Genomic DNA, 16,970 nt, shown 5'->3' with positions numbered 1-16,970 from the left:
GTTAGCCTGTGGCGTCGTTGAGCCGGGCCAAAGTTTCCTCGCGGCCCAGGATCAGCATCATGTCAAACACCGAAGGCGTTACGGCACGACCAGCCAACACGGCCCGCAAGGGGGCGGCCAGTTTACCGAACTTGGTGTCATGGGCTTCTGCAAATGTATTTAGAAGCGCCTCAAGATCGTCACGCGCCCAGCTAGCATTTTGCAACTGCGGCGTCAATTGAGCCAGTATACCATCGGATACAGAGGCCAGCGCCTTGGCTGCCTTGGCATCGGGCTCGATAGGGCGCGAAATCAATATAAAATGCGCCTTTTCAAGCAGGTCCGGGAAGGTGCGGGCCCGATCTTTGAGGCAATACATCGCACGTTCCAGATTTTCTGCCCCTACGTCATCCAGCGGAGGCTGTCCGGCTGCGACCAAATAGGCCTGGATTTCTTGCCGCAGTGCAGCGTCATCACTAACAGCGATATGTTGCCCCGAGAGATTTTCCAGTTTCTTCGTGTCAAAGCGGGCAGGGCTCTTACCGATTGCCTCAAGGCCGAACCATTCTTTGGCCTGTGCGTCACTAAAGAACTCATCATCGCCGTGGCTCCAGCACAGGCGGGCCAGGTATTTGCGCCTGCCAGCCGCACTATAGCCCATGGCCTGGTATTCCTGTGCGCCCAAAGCGCCATGCCGTTTGGAAAGCTTCTTGCCATCGGGGCCATGAATAAGAGGGATATGGGCCCAAACAGGGATATCCCATCCCATCGCCGTATAGATCACCATCTGGCGGGCGGCATTGTTGAGGTGGTCATCGCCTCGGATCACATGGGTGACGCCCATATCATGGTCATCGACAACAACGGCCAGCATATAGACAGGTGTTCCGTCAGACCGCAGCAGAATCATGTCATCAAGCTGATCGTTCTGGATCGTCACATCGCCCTGCACCTGATCCCGGATCACCGTAGCACCACTGGTGGGCGCCTTGATTCGGATCACAAAAGGTGCATCTGGATGGCTGGCCTCATCGGCATCGCGCCAGGGCGAGCGATAGAGAGTTGATTTACCCTCTGCCTTGGCCGCATCGCGGAACGCAGCGATTTCTTCCTGCGTGGCAAAGCACTTATACGCCTTACCCTCGGCCAAAAGCTGGTGCGCCACCTCGGCATGACGGGCGGCTCCGTCGAATTGGCTGACAATCTCACCGTCATGGTCAAGTCCCAGCCAGGCCATGCCCTGCAAGATGGCAGCAGTGGCCTCTGGCGTAGAACGGGCACGATCAGTGTCTTCGATGCGCAGCAGGAACTTGCCACCGCGACCGCGCGCAAAAAGCCAGTTAAACAGTGCGGTACGGGCACCGCCAATGTGCAGATACCCGGTTGGAGAGGGGGCGAAACGGGTGACGACCGGCTTGGACATGAGGTAATTTACCTTTTGGAAACCATAAATGGGCTAGAGTTTCCGCCTGTTTACCTAGTCGGGGGGCTTGGAGCAAGCATGCTGCCGCTGCTAATAATTGATCAGGCGTTGCAAAGGCAACGGGGGCATTTATTGCCTTGGATTCCCGTGTGTTTTGGACTTGGGATCGGGTGTTTCTTTGCGCTCACACAGGACCCGGGTTTTGTGACCTACGCCTTAATGGGGTTGGCCATGGTGCTGGTTCTGCCTCAGACCCAGCACAAAGACGCCCGGGGACTGGTTGCATGGGCGGTGCTTTTTCTTGGCCTGGGCTTTGCGACGGCCGCCCTGCGCACCCATTCGGTTGCGGCACCTGTGCTCAGCTTTCGCTACTATGGTCCTGTCGAGGGCCGTATCATCGGGATTGATCAATCCAGCAGCGGCAGGATCCGACTGACCCTCGACCGGGTGCGACTGGCGCGCACGTCTTTCCAGAAAACCCCAGAGCGGGTTCGGGTTTCTGTTTCATCCGATCAGGCGCTCCCTTCAATTGGAGCCACAGTAGCGACGACCGCGCATTTGATGCCGCCGCAGGGGCCAAGCGAGCCAGGCGGGTTTGATTTTCGCCGCCTTGCCTGGTTCTCTGAGCTGGGCGCCGTGGGCTATACCCGCAAACCGGTTCTGGTTCTGCAGCCAGCTCAATCCGCATTGGCCATCCAGCGCTTTCGCGCCAGACTTTCAGGGATGATACAACACCGGATAGCAGGAGAAACCGGCGGGGTCGCCGCAGCTATTATCGCCGGTGACAGAGTGGGGGTAAGTCAGGAAACACTCCGTGTTCTGAGGGGCAGTAACCTGGCGCATCTGCTTGCTATTTCCGGCCTTCATATGGGGCTGCTGTCAGGTTTTGTCTTTAGTTTCATACGGGTTGTCCTCTGCCTGTGGCCAGCGGTGGCCCTGCGTTGCAATGTCAAAAAAATTGCAGCCTGCGCCGCTTTGATGGCTGCCGTGGCCTACCTGGCCATATCGGGTGGCAATGTCGCGACCGAACGCGCCTTTATTATGGTCTCTGTTCTGCTGGTGGCTGTTTTGCTTGATCGCCGCGCCTTCTCGCTCCGTGCGGTCGCAGTTGCCGCGACCCTTGTCTTACTGCGTCGCCCTGAAACATTGCTAAGCCCCGGTTTTCAGATGAGCTTTGCTGCGACCACCGCCCTGGTTGCGGTTTTTGGCGCGATACGTGACCATCAGCTTGGTCTTGGACCTGCCTGGTTGCGACCGGTTCTGACTGTTGTGGTCTCTTCTGCTGTCGCGGGTCTCGCGACAGCACCCTATGGGGCGGCTCATTTCAATACCCTGGCGCATTTTGGACTGCTGGCAAATGTTCTGGCGGTTCCAATTATTGGGCTGGTGGTTGTGCCTTCTGCAGTTCTGGCATTGTGCCTGGCGCCTCTGGGGGTAGAGGAGGTCGGGTTTCTTTTTTCTTGAAATGGGCCTGCGGGGGATACTGGGTGTTGCTCACTGGGTCTCATCTTTTCCAAATGCCCAAAGCGGCGTGCCGTCTCCGGAGGTTTGGGTGCTGCCGGTTCTAACACTGGGCGGACTGACCATTGTGCTGTGGCGGGGACAGCTGCGATGGGGCGGTGGAGTACTGATCGTTTTGGCGCTTGTCGGTTGGTCGAATACCAGCAGACCGGGGGCATTGATTGCCGCTGATGGGGGCTTGGTGGGCGTCATAACCTCCGAAGGACGGGCCCTGTCCCGCGAGACGGGGCGAAACTATACCGCGCAGGCCTGGTTGACTGGGGACGGGGAGAGGGTTTCCCAAGTGCAGGCCGCGCAACGTTGGCCGGACACCACCGGTAGCCTCAAATTGCGACAGATGCGTATTTCCGGCCACAATCTTGTTCATGTCATTGGCAAACGGCAGGCAGGCCTCTTCACCAAATGCGGCGCGCAGGACCTGGTTGTGTCCAATGTGCCGCTAAACCTTGCAGGGTCCTGCAAGGTGCTGCAACCAAGCCGCCTGAGGCACACCGGCAGTATTTGGATTGCTCCAGACGGAAGACTGATTTCTGCCGCAGACCTTGCAGGAAACCGCCCCTGGTCGCGTCCGAACGCCCCGCGATCAAAACCTGCAAACCGCACAGCAGAGGTGAAGTCTGGCCTGAATTAATAGCTGCGGATCAATCCGACCAGACGGCCTTGTACCTTTACCTGATCTGCAGGGTAGACGCGCGTTGGATAGGCTGGATTTTCGGCCTCAAGCTCGATTGCACCATTGCGCCGGAACAGACGCTTCAGGGTGGCTTCCTCGTCTGCAACCAGAGCAACAACGATATCACCATCATCGGCAGTTTCGGTTTCGCGGATCACAACAATATCGCCGTCATTGATGCCTGCGTTGATCATCGAATCCCCACGGACCTCCAACGCGTAATGCTTGCCGTTTGAGGACAGCATGGCCTGTGGTATCGCGATTTGATGGGTGATCTGGTTGATCGCTTCGATAGGGACGCCGGCGGCGATCCGCCCCATGACAGGCACCTCAATCGCGGTGACAACTGAGGCCAGCGGGTGCTGGCGCGCATCAGGATCTGGCGCGTCAGAGCCTGGCGCGTCACCCTGAGAGGCAGCCGCCTGAGTGGCACCTGTGCGCGAACCTGTGCGCGGAGCTGTGGCAGGAACGGTGCTTGCCATGTTCTCGGGAAGCCGCAGGATTTCGATTGCTCTGGCCCGATGTGCCAGGCGACGAATAAAGCCGCGTTCCTCAAGCGCCGTGATCAAACGGTGGATCCCGGACTTTGAGCGCAGATCGAGCGCCACTTTCATTTCATCAAAACTGGGTGGAACACCGTCCTGTTGCAGGCGCCGATGAATGAAATTCAATAGATCCAACTGCTTCTTTGTCAGCATGAGTGTTCCTCCGCATCTGTATTTTTATTTTGTTCTAGTCATGTTCCCCTTTTGTGTCAACCTTGCAAGAGCCCTTTAGGGTGATTTACGAAAGTTTCACTTATGAAGTGATCAGCTTTGCAACACGCTGGCCCAATCCCAATCCCAAGCCCCAGCCTAGCATAAGCCGGGCCGAGCATAAGCCCAGCCAGAACTGGACGCGGCAGGTCAGGGGCTATCAAGGTCTACCAGCGGCTAAATGGGCAAGTAACCCAAGGGTTCGCCAGCTTGCCGTGCCGGGTCATTTGGCGGACGCACGAGCAAGGCGTTTGCCGAAGAGAGTACCGTCAGCAGAGAGCTGTCTTGGTTGTAAAAGACGGAAATTTCATCCTCAATGACCTCGGCGCGCATATAGTGTTCACGCGGGCCATTCGCTGCCAGCGCATGCGTAAGGTGCGCGGTTGCGATCTGTTTGGGCGCAATGCCTAAACCCAACATGTTGCGGATCATTGGCAACAGGAAGATGTGGCCACAAACCATTGCAGAGACAGGGTTTCCGGGCAGGCCAACCATAGGTATGCCATCCATGCGTCCGGCCATCAGGGGCTTACCCGGACGCATGGCTACCTTGTAAAAGGAGCGCTCCATGCCAAGATCCGCAGCCACCTGCGCCACAAGGTCATGATCGCCGACCGAGGCACCCCCTATCGTCACCACCAGATCTGCAGTGGTGGCCAGGGAAAAGGCCATGCGCAGGGACGAGATCTTGTCTTTTGCGATGGGCAGGATCCGCGTATCAGCGCCACTCTCATCCAGCATTGCCTTGAGGCCAAAGGTGTTGGAGGCAATAATCTGATCTGGTCCCGGTGTGTCCCCGGGCATGACCAACTCATCCCCCGTTGAGATCAGCGCGACGACAGGACGGCGGCGCACCGGCACCTCGGGGATATTCATCGAGGCGAGCAGGGCGACATCGGCGGGACGCAGAACCCGGGGGGCGGTCAGGGCCTGGCCTTGCCTGAAATCTCCGCCCAGCGGGCGAATTTTTGTAGAGGTGCCGGGTTGGTTCAGGATTGTGATCAGGTCCTTTTTACGCCCCACGTCTTCCTGGATGACGACAAAATCGGCGCCTTGCGGCACGGGCGCTCCGGTAAAGCTCCGAACGGCCGGACCCGCCTGCAGTTTCCCCACAAAGAGGTGCCCGGCTGCGGCCTCTCCAATCACCTGGAACATGGCGTGCAGCTCTACTTCTGCCGCGTTGACAGCGTAGCCGTCCATGGCGGAGGCTGAGAAAGGCGGCTGGTCACGGCGCGCACTAACCTCTTGTGCCAAAACGCGCCCGGCAGCCTGAGCCAGCGGCACGTGTTCAACCTCCATCTGTTGAGTGAGCTGTAAAAGGGCTGATCGAGCGTCGGATACTGAAATCATTTAGGCCTCGTAGCGTCCTGATTTTCCACCATCTTTCAAGACGACCCGGATGCCGCCAATCTGCATGGCCTTGTCCACGGCTTTTGCCATGTCATAGACTGTCAAAGCAGCCGTAGAGACCGCTGTCAGGGCTTCCATCTCGACGCCGGTTTGGCCCGTTGTCTTGACGGTCGCCTCGATCCTCACGCCGGGCAGGTCGGGGTCCAAAGACAGCTCTACCGCCACCTTGGTGATGGGAAGTGGATGACACAGGGGGATCAACTCTGGAGTCTTTTTTGCTCCCATGATCCCGGCCAGCCGGGCCACGCTCAGAACATCGCCCTTCTTTGCCCTGCCTTGTGAAATGATTTCAAAGGTTTCGGCTGCCATGGTGATGTGGCCCTCAGCCACAGCCACGCGGGCAGTGAAGTCTTTGTCGGAAACATCCACCATATGGGCATCGCCCTTGGTGTCAAAATGGGTCAAAGACATATCACAGCGCTCCTGGCAGCAGCGGTTTTGCCAGCAGGGTGCGCGTGGCCAGGGCCACGTCCTGCTGACGCATCAGTGACTCGCCAATCAGGAAGCTGCGCGCACCGTATTTCGACATATCGCTCAGGTCTTGTGGCGTGGAAAGGCCGCTTTCGCAAACGATGGTACGGTCGGCCGGCACCAGGCGAGACAGGTGCCGTGTCGTGTCCAGAGTTGTCTCGAAGGTCTTGAGGTTGCGGTTGTTTATCCCCATCAGTGGTGATTTCAACAGGCAGGCGCGTTCAAGCTCTGCCTCGTCATGGACCTCAAGCAGCACATCCATTCCCCAGCCCATGGCGCAGTCTTCAAGTTCGGCCGCCTGACTGTCCGTCACGGAGGCAAGAATGATCAGGATGCAATCCGCATTCAGCGCGCGGGCTTCGGCGACCTGATAGGTGTCATACATAAAGTCCTTGCGCAGGGCTGGCAGCGCGCAGGCCGCACGCGCGGCAACCAGAAACTGTTTGGCCCCCTGAAAGCTGGGCGTGTCAGTCAGAACCGAAAGGCAGGCCGCACCGCCCTGCTCATAGGCCTGTGCCAAGCTTGCCGGGTCAAAATCTTCGCGGATCAGGCCTTTGGAAGGGCTCGCCTTTTTAATTTCAGCAATCAGCCCATAGCCCTGACGTGCGGCACTGTTGAGCGCGGTTGCAAAGCCCCGGGTTGGGGAGGCCTCGCGGGCCTCGGCCTCTACCTCGGTAAGCGGCTTGGCAGCCTTGTCGGCGGCAACTTCTTCAAGTTTGTAAGCCTTGATTTTGTCCAGCACATTTTCAGCCATATCACTGCCTCCAGTCAGAGTGTCGTTATTTCTTGTCGTTCTTCAGGGACCAGTCGACGGGATTTGATCCGCGCGCGGCAAGCCAGGTGTTGATGGCCGAAAACGGCCGCGAGCCAAAGAACCCCCGATGCGCAGAGAGCGGTGAGGGGTGCGCGCTCTTCAGGATCAGGTGATCGCCCGGATGGATATGTTTTTCAAGCCTTTGCGCCTGCTTTCCCCATAAAACATAGGCGGTTGGCCTTTCTGAGGTCACTGACAGAACCTGTTGAAACAGGGCATCCCAGCCGAGATCCTTATGTCCGTTTGCCTCACCTGCGGGAACCGAAAGAGAGGTGTTGAGCAAAAGAACACCCTGTCGCGCCCAATCGCGCAGATCTCCGGTTGCAGCGCGCAGGTCAGTATCCGCCCGCAACTCTTTGAAAATATTCAAAAGAGAGCGCGGCAAAGGGGAGGCGTCAGCTGTGGTCGAGAAGGCAAGCCCATTGGCATGGCCCGGCGTTGGATAGGGATCCTGTCCCAAAATGACCACACGGGTCTGCTCCAGCGGGGTGAGATCAAGCGCGGCAAAGCGTTGCGCATCGGGCGGCAGGATCAGGCGCGGATCCGCTTTGATCTGTGCTTTGATGCCGGGCCAGTTCTCTGTAAAAAACGGCAGGTTCGCCCAGGTTCCAACAGAGCCCAGACCATCGGGCTCTGGCATAGCGGGCTCTGGCCTATCGGGCTCTGGCATCAGGCCGCTGCCGAGGTGATTTTGACCAGCGCGTCCAGCTTTGTTTTTGCCGCACCGGAATCAATGCTTTCGCGCGCCATCTCAACGCCTTGCTTCAAAGAGCTGGCGGCATCTGCCACCACAAGGGCCGCGGCGGAGTTCAGCAAAACCGCGTCACGGTAGGCGCTGTGATCTCCGTTCAAAAGGGCGCGAAAGGCCTGTGCATTGTCCTCGGGGCTGCCACCAATGATCGCTTCAAACGGATGCACCGGCAGGCCGGCATCTTCCGGGTGCAGCTCCACATCCCGGATCGTGCCGTCTTCCTCCAGGGCCGAAACCCAGCTGATGCCGGTGATGGTCAGCTCATCGGTGCCGTCAGAACCATGAACCAGCCAGGCCCGTTCAGAGCCGAGCTGACCCAGTGTTTCTGCCATGGGGCGGATGAGATCGCGGCTGAAGGCTCCGGTCAGCTGTCGCTTGACTCCTGCGGGATTGGTCAATGGTCCCAATATGTTAAAGATCGTTCTTGTGCCAAGTTCCTGGCGGGTTGGCATCACATGCGCCGTGGCGGGGATCTGCATTGGCGCCTTCATGATGGCGATGCCACAGGCCTGCAGCGCGCGCTCAACCACATCCGGCGTGACCATAACGTGGATGCCCATCTGGGTTTGCACATCGGCGGTGCCAGAGCGGGAGGACAGGTTTCGGTTGCCGTGTTTTGCCACCACCACACCGGCGCCTGCGGTCACAAAGGCCGTCGCGGTTGAGATATTCAGCGTGTGTTTGCCGTCTCCGCCAGTGCCGACGATATCCATCGCACCAGCCGGGGCTTTGACCGGATTGCATTTTGCCCGCATCACAGAGGCGGTGGCGGCATATTCATCAACGGTTTCGCCGCGGGTGCGCAGCGCCATGAGCAGCCCGCCAATCTGGCTTGGGGTGGCTTCACCTTCAAACAGCAGCGTAAAGGCTTGTTCTGCCTCCTGGCGGCTGAGGGGGCGGTCGGCAGCGGCACTGATCAGCGGCTTGATCAGATCACTCATGCGGCGACCTACTGCATGTCATCTAGAAAGTTTTTCAGCAGTGCATGCCCATGTTCCGAGGCAATGGATTCGGGGTGGAACTGCACGCCGTGGATGGGCAGCTCTTTGTGCTGCAGCCCCATGATGGTGCCATCTTCCAACTCTGCGGTGATCTCCAGACAGTCCGGCAGGGTTTCGCGCTCAACCACAAGAGAATGATAGCGCGTCGCCTCAAACGGGCTGGGGAGACCGGCGAACAGCCCTTTGTTGGTGTGGTGCATCAGCCCCATCTTGCCATGGACGATCTCATGGCAGCGCACAACTTTGCCGCCAAAGGACTGACCAATGGCCTGGTGCCCCAAACAAACACCCAGCAAGGGTATGCCTGTTTCAGCGGCGGCGGCAGTCAGGGCGAGGCAGATACCTGCGTGTTCCGGGGCTTTTGGCCCAGGCGAGAGCAGGATGCCTTTGGGCCTCAGAGCCATGGCGTCCTGTACGGTAAGCGCATCATTGCGATGCACTTCCATTTCGGCCCCCAATTCACCCAGATAGTGCACGAGATTGTAGGTAAAGGAGTCATAGTTGTCGATTAGCAGCAGCATCTTGGCGGGCTCTTTTATGGGTGGCGGGCCGAGGCCGCGCCGCAGTATAGTGATCAGTGTATACATGTTCAGGCTTGCAGCGCAGCGTCAAGGGCAGTGGGCTCAATTGGCGCTTTGCAGGTGTTCTGACAGGCAAGGTAGAGGCACGAAACCGGGCAGCGCGTCCGGGCGGGCCTCGCAGGACAACCGACTCGGGAGACAGAGTTGGAACAGGTGAGTGAGGGGCAGGACTGCGATGAAAGGGTTTCTCGGAGGTGTCAGTATTGGCGCGATAGTGGCCGTTGCGGGGGCGGCGATGTGGTCGCTGTCATCCCCTATGCCCGCGCGGGTGCAGGTCGATGCAACAACGCCTGATCCATCTGAACAACCCTCGGTGACGGACACAACCGCGCCCGTTGCCGAAGGACGCCGTGATGCTGATCTGGTCGAGGCGGCGCCGAATGCACCGCAAACCGGCAGCGACTCGGACCAGAGCCCGCTCAGCCCGCCTGACACCAGTCCCGGCACCCGGCCTGTGATTGCCACGGCGGATGGCGCCAGTGCCGGCGATACCTCCGCAGGGGCGCAGATCGGCAACCTGCCGCAGCAGCCCGAGGCCGTCGCCAGTGATCAGGGTGCGGCAGTGGTGCCGGACCTGCAAGGACAAGCAGGGCAAGAGAGCGGTGTTGTGGTTTCGACCGAGACTGCCGCCCTGCCTCCCCCCATCGTTGAGCCGGTTGAGACGGTTGAGCCTGCGAATACAGAGCTGACAGAGGGCGACAGCTCTATGGATGTTGCAGATGCGGCAACGCCTGATCAGGAACTGGGGACTGGCCTGAAAGCGTTGCCAAACGAAGATGTTGATGCAAGCCAGTCGGTACTTGCGGCTGAGACGCCAGAGGCCAGACCAGAGATCACGCCAGAGACCAGTCCAGAGATCGCAACCTCTGCACCCAGTGTCACTGTGCCGCAGATTGGCAGCGCTCCAGAACCGACGTCGCTGCCGGAAATAGCCGGAATATCCAAAACTCCGGACCTTGCATCATCGGCCGACTCGCAAGACGAAGAACTGCAGGCGCAGAATTTGGATGTCCCCGACTCCGCTGCCGCTGATAGTACTACGGGCTCTGATAGCAATACGGCCTCTGATAACAATGCTGTAGCGGACGATGCTGCCGCGTCCGATGCCGTGGAAATTGCGGTGGTTGAGAGACCAGAAGCCGGCTCTTTGATTGGCACACGGGTTGTGCCACTGACGGAGCGCGCCAAATCCGAAAATCTGATTGGTGGCGGACCCAAAGAAGGTCTTGAGGCCAGCGATCTTGCACCGTTTGAGGCCAATGCGCAGGCGTTTGTTGCGTTTGATGACCGGCCTTTGATGTCCATCGTGTTGATTGACGACGCGGCAGCCATTGGCGCAGAAGCCCTGGCCGAATTCCCCTATCCGCTGACCTTTGCCATTGATCCTGACGACCCAAAGGCGACAGAGAAAATGCAGGCGCGCCGTGACGCCGGGTTTGAGGTTTTGATTCTTGCGGATCTGCCACGCGAGGCAGCACCACAGGATGCAGAAACCTCTCTTGCGGTCTGGATGGAGCGCCTGCCGCAGGCTGTTGGCTTCCTCGAAGGTGTTGAGACTGGATTTCAGGGCAACAGGCCTTTGGCAGACCAGATGGTCACCGCGATGAAGGCCTCCGGCTATGGCATGGTGACGCAGAATAGCGGCTTGAACACGGTGCAAAAGCTGGCCCTGCGCGATGGTATGCCATCAGGCGTGGTGTTTCGCGATTTTGACGGAGCAGGGCAAAACCCCCGCGCTATCCGCCGTTTTCTGGATCAGGCAGCCTTTCGCGCCCGTCAGGAAGGCTCTGTTATTATGTTGGGACGTCTGCGCCCCGAGACGATTTCGGCATTGCTGCTCTGGGGACTGCAGGATCGCGCCAGCCAGGTTGGACTGGCACCGGTTTCCGCCGGACTAAAGGCCAACCTGACAGCCGCTGAATGATGGCTGCAAACTGATCATGGGCTGCCTGCAGCGCCCGCGCGCCTCAGGCAATAAAAAAGGACCTCGTAGCGGAGGTCCTTTTTGCGTTTGCTAAAGGCGGCCCTTGCGCGACTGTGGCCTAGGCGTTGCCCTTGCCAACAAAGCGGGCCGCGTCTGCGGCGGCACGTCGGATCGCGTTGGATTTATGGACGGTCTCCATATATTCGGCTTCGGGGTCGCTGTCATAGACCACGCCCCCGCCCGCCTGCACATAGAGTGTCTGGTCCTTAACGATGGCTGTGCGCAGTGCGATGCACATGTCCATGTCGCCGCCAGCTGAAAAATAGCCAACACCGCCGCCGTAGACACCGCGCTTTTCGGGTTCCAGCTCGTCAATGATCTCCATCGCGCGCACCTTGGGCGCACCAGATACCGTGCCTGCGGGCATACCGGCAAAAAAGGCGTCCAGCGCGTCTTTGTCCTCACGCAGCTCTCCGACCACATTTGAGACGATATGCATCACATGGCTGTAGCGCTCGATGATGAATGCTCGGTTGGGCGCACAGTGCCTATCTTGGCGACACGACCGGTGTCATTGCGGCCCAAATCCAGCAACATCAGGTGCTCGGCCAATTCCTTTTTGTCGGCCAGGAGGTCGATTTCATTGGCTTTATCTTCTTCCGGGGTTTCGCCACGCGGACGGGTGCCGGCAATGGGGCGAATGGTGACCTCATTGCCAAAGACCCGCACCAGGATCTCGGGGCTGGCGCCAATGACCTGAAAGCCGCCAAAATTAAAGTAGAACATAAAGGGCGACGGGTTGGTGCGTCGCAGCGAACGATAGAGCGCAAAGGGCGGCAGCGGGAATTCCTGGCTCCAGCGCTGCGCAGGCACGACCTGAAAGATGTCGCCCGCCCGGATGTAGTCCTTGGCCTTTTCCACCGCAGCCATATAGCCGTCTTTGGTAAAGTTCGACACCGGCGGCGCCACATCGCGGGCCTCGCCGAGATCGCGGGTCTCTGAAGGCATTGCGCGTTCAAGATCGCGCACCGCGTCCATCACGCGCTCGGCGGCCTGTGCATAGGCGGCGCGGGCGGTTTGCCCATCGCTGACCCAGGCAGGTGAGACCACGGTGACCTCGCCTTTGACACCGTCAAGAACCGCAATCACCGATGGGCGCAGCATCAGCGCGTCGGGCAGGCCAAGCGGGTCGGGGTTTACATTCGGCAGGTGCTCCACATGGCGCACCATGTCATAGCCAAGATAGCCAAACAGACCAGAGGCCGCCTGGGGCATATCCTCGGGCAGCTCGATTTTGCTCTCAGCCAGCAGCGCGCGCAGATTGTCCAGCGGGTTGCCGCTCTGCTCCTCAAAAGCCTCACTGTCAAAGCGGGCCGAGCGGTTCAGCGCCGATGTTGCCCCCTGGCTGCGCCAGACCAGATCCGGTTTCATTCCGATGATGGAATAGCGGCCACGCACCTCACCGCCTGTGACTGATTCCAGCATAAAGGCGTCCTTTTGGGCGCCCGTAAGCTTGAGCATCAGGGAGACGGGCGTGTCTAGGTCAGCGGCCAGCCGGGTGTAAACCACCTGGTTGGCGCCGCCTTCATAGGCCTTTGCGAAACTGTTGAAATCTGGGGTCAAAGCCATGGGGCTGGTCTCGCTTACTGGTAGTTTGCCTGAACGGCATTAAGAGCCTGCTGATCAATACGCGGCGCGGCGCGCAACTGGGCATCGCTGACAAAGGCCGCAAACAGCGCCTCTGAGAGAGCCTGATCCAGCTGTGTATCCAAAGCCTCGGAGAGCATTGTCATCTCTTCGTTTTCCTGTGCTTCCAGAACCGCGTCCAGACGCACAATTACAGTGCTGCCTTCGCCTGAAATGACCTTAAAGGTGCCAGGCTCCATGGTGAAAACCTGGTTCATCATATCGGCAGGCGTGGCATCGAGATAGGCAGTGCGAGTGAGGCCAACTTCGGTGTTTACAGTCTCAGCCTCGGCAAAACTGCCGGTGCCCTCGGCGGCAGCAAGTATTGCGTCGGCGCGTTCGCGCAAAGCTGTTGCCAAGCGATCAGCGTTCCAGGCATCCAGTACTTTTTGTTTGGCAGCCTCAAAGGCCTCTGGGCGCTCGGGAAGGATTTCGTCCAGACGAATGGCAAAGAGACTGCCGTCTCCCAGGAACTCGGCCGTTGGGAAATCCTCAAGCGTGACAACACTGGCTGCGGTACGGAAGCCTTCATAGGCGCTGATACCTTCGTCGGCGGCACCGGTCCAGTCGATGCTTGAAACTTCCATTTCAGTTTCATTTACAAGCTCTTCGAGGGTGGCGCCGCCGGCCAGCAGGTCGTTGATGTCTTCGGCCTGTTGCTCAATCTGGCGACGGGCGCGGTCAGCGGCGAGCTCATCGCGCAGCTCAGAGGTGGCCTGATCAAACGTGGTGACGCGGGCCTCAAGGCGACCGTTGACGCGAAACAGTGCAGCGCCGAGATCAGAGGGCAGGGGGCCGACGATAGATCCGACCTCAGCTGCAAAAATATCCTGCGCTGCCGCACCCAGATCTGCCTCGGTGACATCCCCCAGATCCACATCCTGCAGGGCCAGACCACGGCCCTCAACCAGAGCTTCAAATGTGGTGCCGCCCACCTCGAGCTGCGCTTTGGCCTCAGCTGCGGCCGCGTCATCAGCAAAGACCAGACGCTCTACCAGACGGCGTTCCGCGAGCTGGTACTGATCCGCACGCGCCTCATAAAGCTCACGCAAAGACGCCTCATCAACCTCGACCGTATCGAGGATCATTTCGGGGCTGAGATGCGCATAGGTGATGCGTTTGGTTTCCGGCAGGGTGAAATCGGCAGCGTTGGCGTCATAAAAGGCCTTCAGGGTATCATCTTCGGGCACCACCTGCGTCAGCACAATCTGGTCTGCGCTGAGGTGGACATAGGAAAAGCTGCGGCGCGCCCCGATATAGCTGGTCAGCGTTTTCGAGAGGTAGCCGGCATCTTGGCACCGGCCACGATGGCCCCCTGCACCAGTGTGCGAGCGGATTCGCGGCGCAGGTCGGCCTCGAAATCGGTCTCGTTGAGATTGGCGTTTTGCAGAGCAAAGCTATAGGCCTGACGGTCAAAGTTCCCACGGGTGTCCTGAAAGGCAGGAATTTCGCTCAGCTCCTGACGCAGATTGTCATCGCCAATAGAGATGCCCAGCGCGTTCACCTCGTTGTCGATGGCCGCCAATGAGATGAGACGCCCAAGCACCGCGCGGTCCATGCCAAAGGCTGCCATTTGCGCGATCGAAAGGGATTGGCCGCTCTGCGCCTGCAGTGCACGTTGTTCACGTTGCAGCTCACGCAGGTAGTCATCAACGGTGACTTCTTCGTCGCCCACCAGCGCCACGGCCGACATCGAGCCGCTAAAGTTCACCGCGCCAAAGCCGGCAAGGCCAACAATCAGCATACCCATAAGGATCCAGACAAAGGTCTTGGATAGTTTATTCGCGCCTGTGGCCATGCTGCCCTCTTTCTGCCGGTTCAGGAGGTGAAGGCGAAAAGATCCCGCCGCGCCGTCCTGCCTAAATGATGTTCGCGTTATGCATACGCTGCCCCCCCAAGAGGAGCAAGATCCTCCGACGGCCCAAAGGTTTCAATAGGGCGCTTTGGGGGATTCACAGCCCATGCAGGTTCGAATTTCGCTGTCATGCAGCCCAAGAGCCGCTGCGGTGCCGCTTTGGTGCCACTGTGGTGCCTCTGTGTCAGGGGGAAAATTTGCTCAACCGGGAAAACAGCTCTGCAATGCCGGCGGCATCAACATTGGCAAAGGCGATCCGGAACTGGCGTTCGGCTGATGTATTGCCAGCGGGCATGAACATGGTGCCGGGCAGCATCAAAACCAGAGGCCTGAGTGACCAGACGTTTGGCGATCTCTTCGGCAGAGTGTTCAAAGGGATGTTCAACATAGGCAAAATAGGCCCCACAGCCCAAAAGCCGCCATCCCTGGGCTTTCAGAAGAGGGAAACCCTCTATGATCGCCTGTTTACGGGCCAGAATTTCGTCTCGTTCACCACCCAGCCAGTTTTGAAGATTGTGAATGCCCCAATGGGCTCCAATCTGTCCCAGCTGCGAAGGACAAATTGTCACTGTGTCCAAAAACTTTTCCATTTCGAACAAGTGTTCCGGCGAGGCCGCGATGGCGCCGACCCGATGTCCGGTCAAGCGGTAGGCCTTGGAAAAGGAATAAAGATGTATCAGGGTCTGATCCCAGTCAGGTTCCTGGAACAGCTCATGCGGCGGGCCTGAGCGGCTGTCAAAGTCCCGGTAGGTTTCGTCCACGATCAGTGTCAGACCACGGGATTTGGCAAGCTCATAGTAGGCGCGCAGCAGGCCAGCCGGGTATTCAACGCCGGTGGGATTATTGGGCGTGACCAAAACAATGGCTTTTGTGCGGGACGTAATCAGGGCCTCTGCGGCTTTTGGATCAGGCATCATGTCAGCGCCAACCTCAAGAGGGCAGGCGGTAACACCACTGAGATCGAGCCACATTTTGTGGTTGAAATACCAGGGAACCGGGATGATCACCTCGTCGCCCTCACCGCAGAGCGAAGCGATTGTTGCCGCAAAGGCCTGATTACACCCCGAGGTGATGGCGATCTGATCCGCGGAAATCTGCGCGGCGTAATGGGTCGACATTTGTGCGGCCAGCGCCTGACGCAGCTCCTCGCGGCCCAAAACCGCACCATAAAGATGTGCATCGTCCTGATTTAGCGCGGCCTCCGCCAGGGCCTGGCGCAATCCAAGCGGCGGAGGGTCAGCAGGGGCTGCCTGGCTCACATTGAGCAGCGGGCGGGAAGGCGGAAAGGTAACGCCCTCAAGCCAGCGACGGGATTCGACGATGGGAGAGAGGAAGGTTGCCTCTGTGCGCGTCTTGTTCATGCCCACTCCTGTTTGCCTTTAGCGGTGTCGTTTCAGCAAAGTGGTAGGGCCTTGCAGAGGTTATGGCAATCACTCTGTCGCATAAGAGTGTGGCTTTGCGTTTTCACAACGAAAAACGCGCACCAAAGGGCGCGCGTCAACTGATTTTCCCAAAGGTTGCAGGTCTGCCCTAGTCGGGGCCTTAGTCTGTGCCGCGGTAGGGCTCGACATATTGCAGCGCCATGTCCCAGGGAAAGAAAATCCAGGTGTCCTGGCTTACTTCGGTGATGAAGGTATCGACCATAGGCCGCCCCTTGGGCTTGGCATAGACGGTGGCAAAATGCGCTTTCGGGTACATCTCACGCACCAGTTCCAGGGTTTTGCCACTGTCGACAAGATCATCGATGATCAGCACGCCCTCGCCATCGCCCATCAGATCAGCACTTGGGGCCTGGATGACCTCTGCTGAGCCCTGATCCTGGTGGTGGTAGGATTTGACCGAAATGGTGTCGACGGCGCGAATGTCCAGCTCCCGGCTGATGATCATCGCAGGCGCCATACCGCCACGGGTAATCGCGACCAGGGCACGCCAGGCGCCATCATTGGGCCCCCTTGTCCATCCAGACGCCAGGCCAGCGCGCGGCTGTCCCGGTGAATCTGGTCCCAGCTGATATGAAAGCCTTTTTCGTGCGGCAGGCGGTCTGTCATCTCTATGGCTCCGGCGATGGTCGCGTCAGGTTGCTTTGATTGGCCCAGGTGCAAACCCTGGGTCTGCAGGGTCCTGGC

At 59.0% G+C, this 16,970-nt stretch carries 10 protein-coding genes and 4 pseudogenes; 2 read left to right on the top strand and 12 right to left on the bottom strand.

Annotation, left to right across the window (positions count from 1 at the left end):
- Nucleotide 1 precedes the first annotated feature (1 nt).
- Nucleotides 2-1,402: a glutamate--tRNA ligase gene (gene gltX, locus B4968_RS06575; RefSeq protein WP_083097622.1), complete on the bottom strand. Its 1,401-nt coding sequence runs from the start codon at nt 1,400-1,402 to the stop codon at nt 2-4.
- Between the two features lie 204 nt (nt 1,403-1,606).
- Between gltX and B4968_RS25640 the strand changes: the two genes are divergently transcribed.
- A complete protein-coding gene (locus B4968_RS25640; protein WP_338153225.1) occupies nt 1,607-2,866 on the top strand; it encodes a ComEC/Rec2 family competence protein in 1,260 nt (419 codons plus the stop codon).
- A 684-nt stretch (nt 2,867-3,550) separates the two neighbouring features.
- On the opposite strand, the gene lexA is transcribed toward B4968_RS25640, so the two are convergent.
- The 7 genes from lexA to B4968_RS06535 all read right to left on the bottom strand — a co-directional run bounded on the left by lexA (nt 3,551) and on the right by B4968_RS06535 (nt 9,319).
- Entirely contained in the window at nt 3,551-4,294 is a 744-nt protein-coding gene (gene lexA, locus B4968_RS06565; protein WP_083097620.1) for a transcriptional repressor LexA, read from the bottom strand.
- A 234-nt stretch (nt 4,295-4,528) separates the two neighbouring features.
- Nucleotides 4,529-5,701, bottom strand: a complete 1,173-nt coding sequence (locus B4968_RS06560) for a molybdopterin molybdotransferase MoeA (protein ID WP_083097618.1) — start codon at nt 5,699-5,701, stop codon at nt 4,529-4,531.
- Nucleotides 5,702-6,172 carry a cyclic pyranopterin monophosphate synthase MoaC gene (moaC, locus tag B4968_RS06555; protein WP_083097616.1) on the bottom strand — a complete coding sequence of 157 codons (471 nt, stop codon included), beginning with the start codon at nt 6,170-6,172 and terminating at the stop codon, nt 5,702-5,704.
- Between the two features lies 1 nt (nt 6,173).
- On the bottom strand, nt 6,174-6,986 hold the full coding sequence (trpC, locus tag B4968_RS06550; RefSeq protein WP_083097614.1) for an indole-3-glycerol phosphate synthase TrpC: 813 nt from the start codon (nt 6,984-6,986) through the stop codon (nt 6,174-6,176).
- A gap of 25 nt (nt 6,987-7,011) precedes the next feature.
- Nucleotides 7,012-7,716, bottom strand: a complete 705-nt coding sequence (locus B4968_RS06545) for a uracil-DNA glycosylase (protein ID WP_241525605.1) — start codon at nt 7,714-7,716, stop codon at nt 7,012-7,014.
- Nucleotides 7,716-8,738 (bottom strand): anthranilate phosphoribosyltransferase, encoded by a 1,023-nt coding sequence (gene trpD / locus B4968_RS06540; RefSeq protein WP_083097610.1) that lies wholly within the window; start codon nt 8,736-8,738, stop codon nt 7,716-7,718. The genes B4968_RS06545 and trpD overlap by 1 nt, the downstream gene beginning before the upstream one ends.
- Nucleotides 8,739-8,746: 8 nt before the next feature.
- Nucleotides 8,747-9,319, bottom strand: a complete 573-nt coding sequence (locus B4968_RS06535; RefSeq protein WP_083097650.1) for an anthranilate synthase component II — start codon at nt 9,317-9,319, stop codon at nt 8,747-8,749.
- A 235-nt stretch (nt 9,320-9,554) separates the two neighbouring features.
- Between B4968_RS06535 and B4968_RS06530 the strand changes: the two genes are divergently transcribed.
- The gene (locus B4968_RS06530) at nt 9,555-11,303 is read left to right on the top strand and encodes a divergent polysaccharide deacetylase family protein (RefSeq protein WP_083097608.1); all 1,749 of its coding nucleotides are present in this window, start codon (nt 9,555-9,557) and stop codon (nt 11,301-11,303) included.
- A gap of 118 nt (nt 11,304-11,421) precedes the next feature.
- Here B4968_RS06530 and trpE read toward each other — a convergent pair.
- The 4 pseudogenes from trpE to gpt form a co-directional block, all read right to left on the bottom strand.
- Nucleotides 11,422-12,932: pseudogene (gene trpE / locus B4968_RS06525) on the bottom strand (anthranilate synthase component I).
- Between the two features lie 14 nt (nt 12,933-12,946).
- Nucleotides 12,947-14,787 (bottom strand): annotated as a pseudogene (locus tag B4968_RS06520) (peptidylprolyl isomerase).
- Nucleotides 14,788-15,028: 241 nt separating this feature from the next.
- A pseudogene (locus tag B4968_RS06515) lies at nt 15,029-16,205 on the bottom strand (aminotransferase).
- A gap of 181 nt (nt 16,206-16,386) precedes the next feature.
- Nucleotides 16,387-16,892: pseudogene (gene gpt / locus B4968_RS06510) on the bottom strand (xanthine phosphoribosyltransferase).
- Nucleotides 16,893-16,970 lie beyond the last annotated feature (78 nt).

Origin of the sequence: Pseudophaeobacter leonis (assembly GCF_002087335.1) — a bacterium.
GTDB lineage: Bacteria > Pseudomonadota > Alphaproteobacteria > Rhodobacterales > Rhodobacteraceae > Pseudophaeobacter > Pseudophaeobacter leonis.
The sequence above is the reverse complement of the archived record's forward strand: the minus strand, read 5'-3'. Positions and strand labels throughout refer to the sequence as shown.

Coding starts and splice junctions, on each gene's coding strand:
- B4968_RS06535 (WP_083097650.1), bottom strand. CDS start 9,319: ATGCTGCTGCTAATCGACAACTATGACTCCTTTACCTACAATCTCGTG.
- lexA (WP_083097620.1), bottom strand. CDS start 4,294: ATGCTGACAAAGAAGCAGTTGGATCTATTGAATTTCATTCATCGGCGC.
- B4968_RS06545 (WP_241525605.1), bottom strand. CDS start 7,716: ATGCCAGAGCCCGATAGGCCAGAGCCCGCTATGCCAGAGCCCGATGGT.
- B4968_RS06530 (WP_083097608.1), top strand. CDS start 9,555: ATGAAAGGGTTTCTCGGAGGTGTCAGTATTGGCGCGATAGTGGCCGTT.
- trpD (WP_083097610.1), bottom strand. CDS start 8,738: ATGAGTGATCTGATCAAGCCGCTGATCAGTGCCGCTGCCGACCGCCCC.
- gltX (WP_083097622.1), bottom strand. CDS start 1,402: ATGTCCAAGCCGGTCGTCACCCGTTTCGCCCCCTCTCCAACCGGGTAT.
- moaC (WP_083097616.1), bottom strand. CDS start 6,172: ATGTCTTTGACCCATTTTGACACCAAGGGCGATGCCCATATGGTGGAT.
- trpC (WP_083097614.1), bottom strand. CDS start 6,986: ATGGCTGAAAATGTGCTGGACAAAATCAAGGCTTACAAACTTGAAGAA.
- B4968_RS06560 (WP_083097618.1), bottom strand. CDS start 5,701: ATGATTTCAGTATCCGACGCTCGATCAGCCCTTTTACAGCTCACTCAA.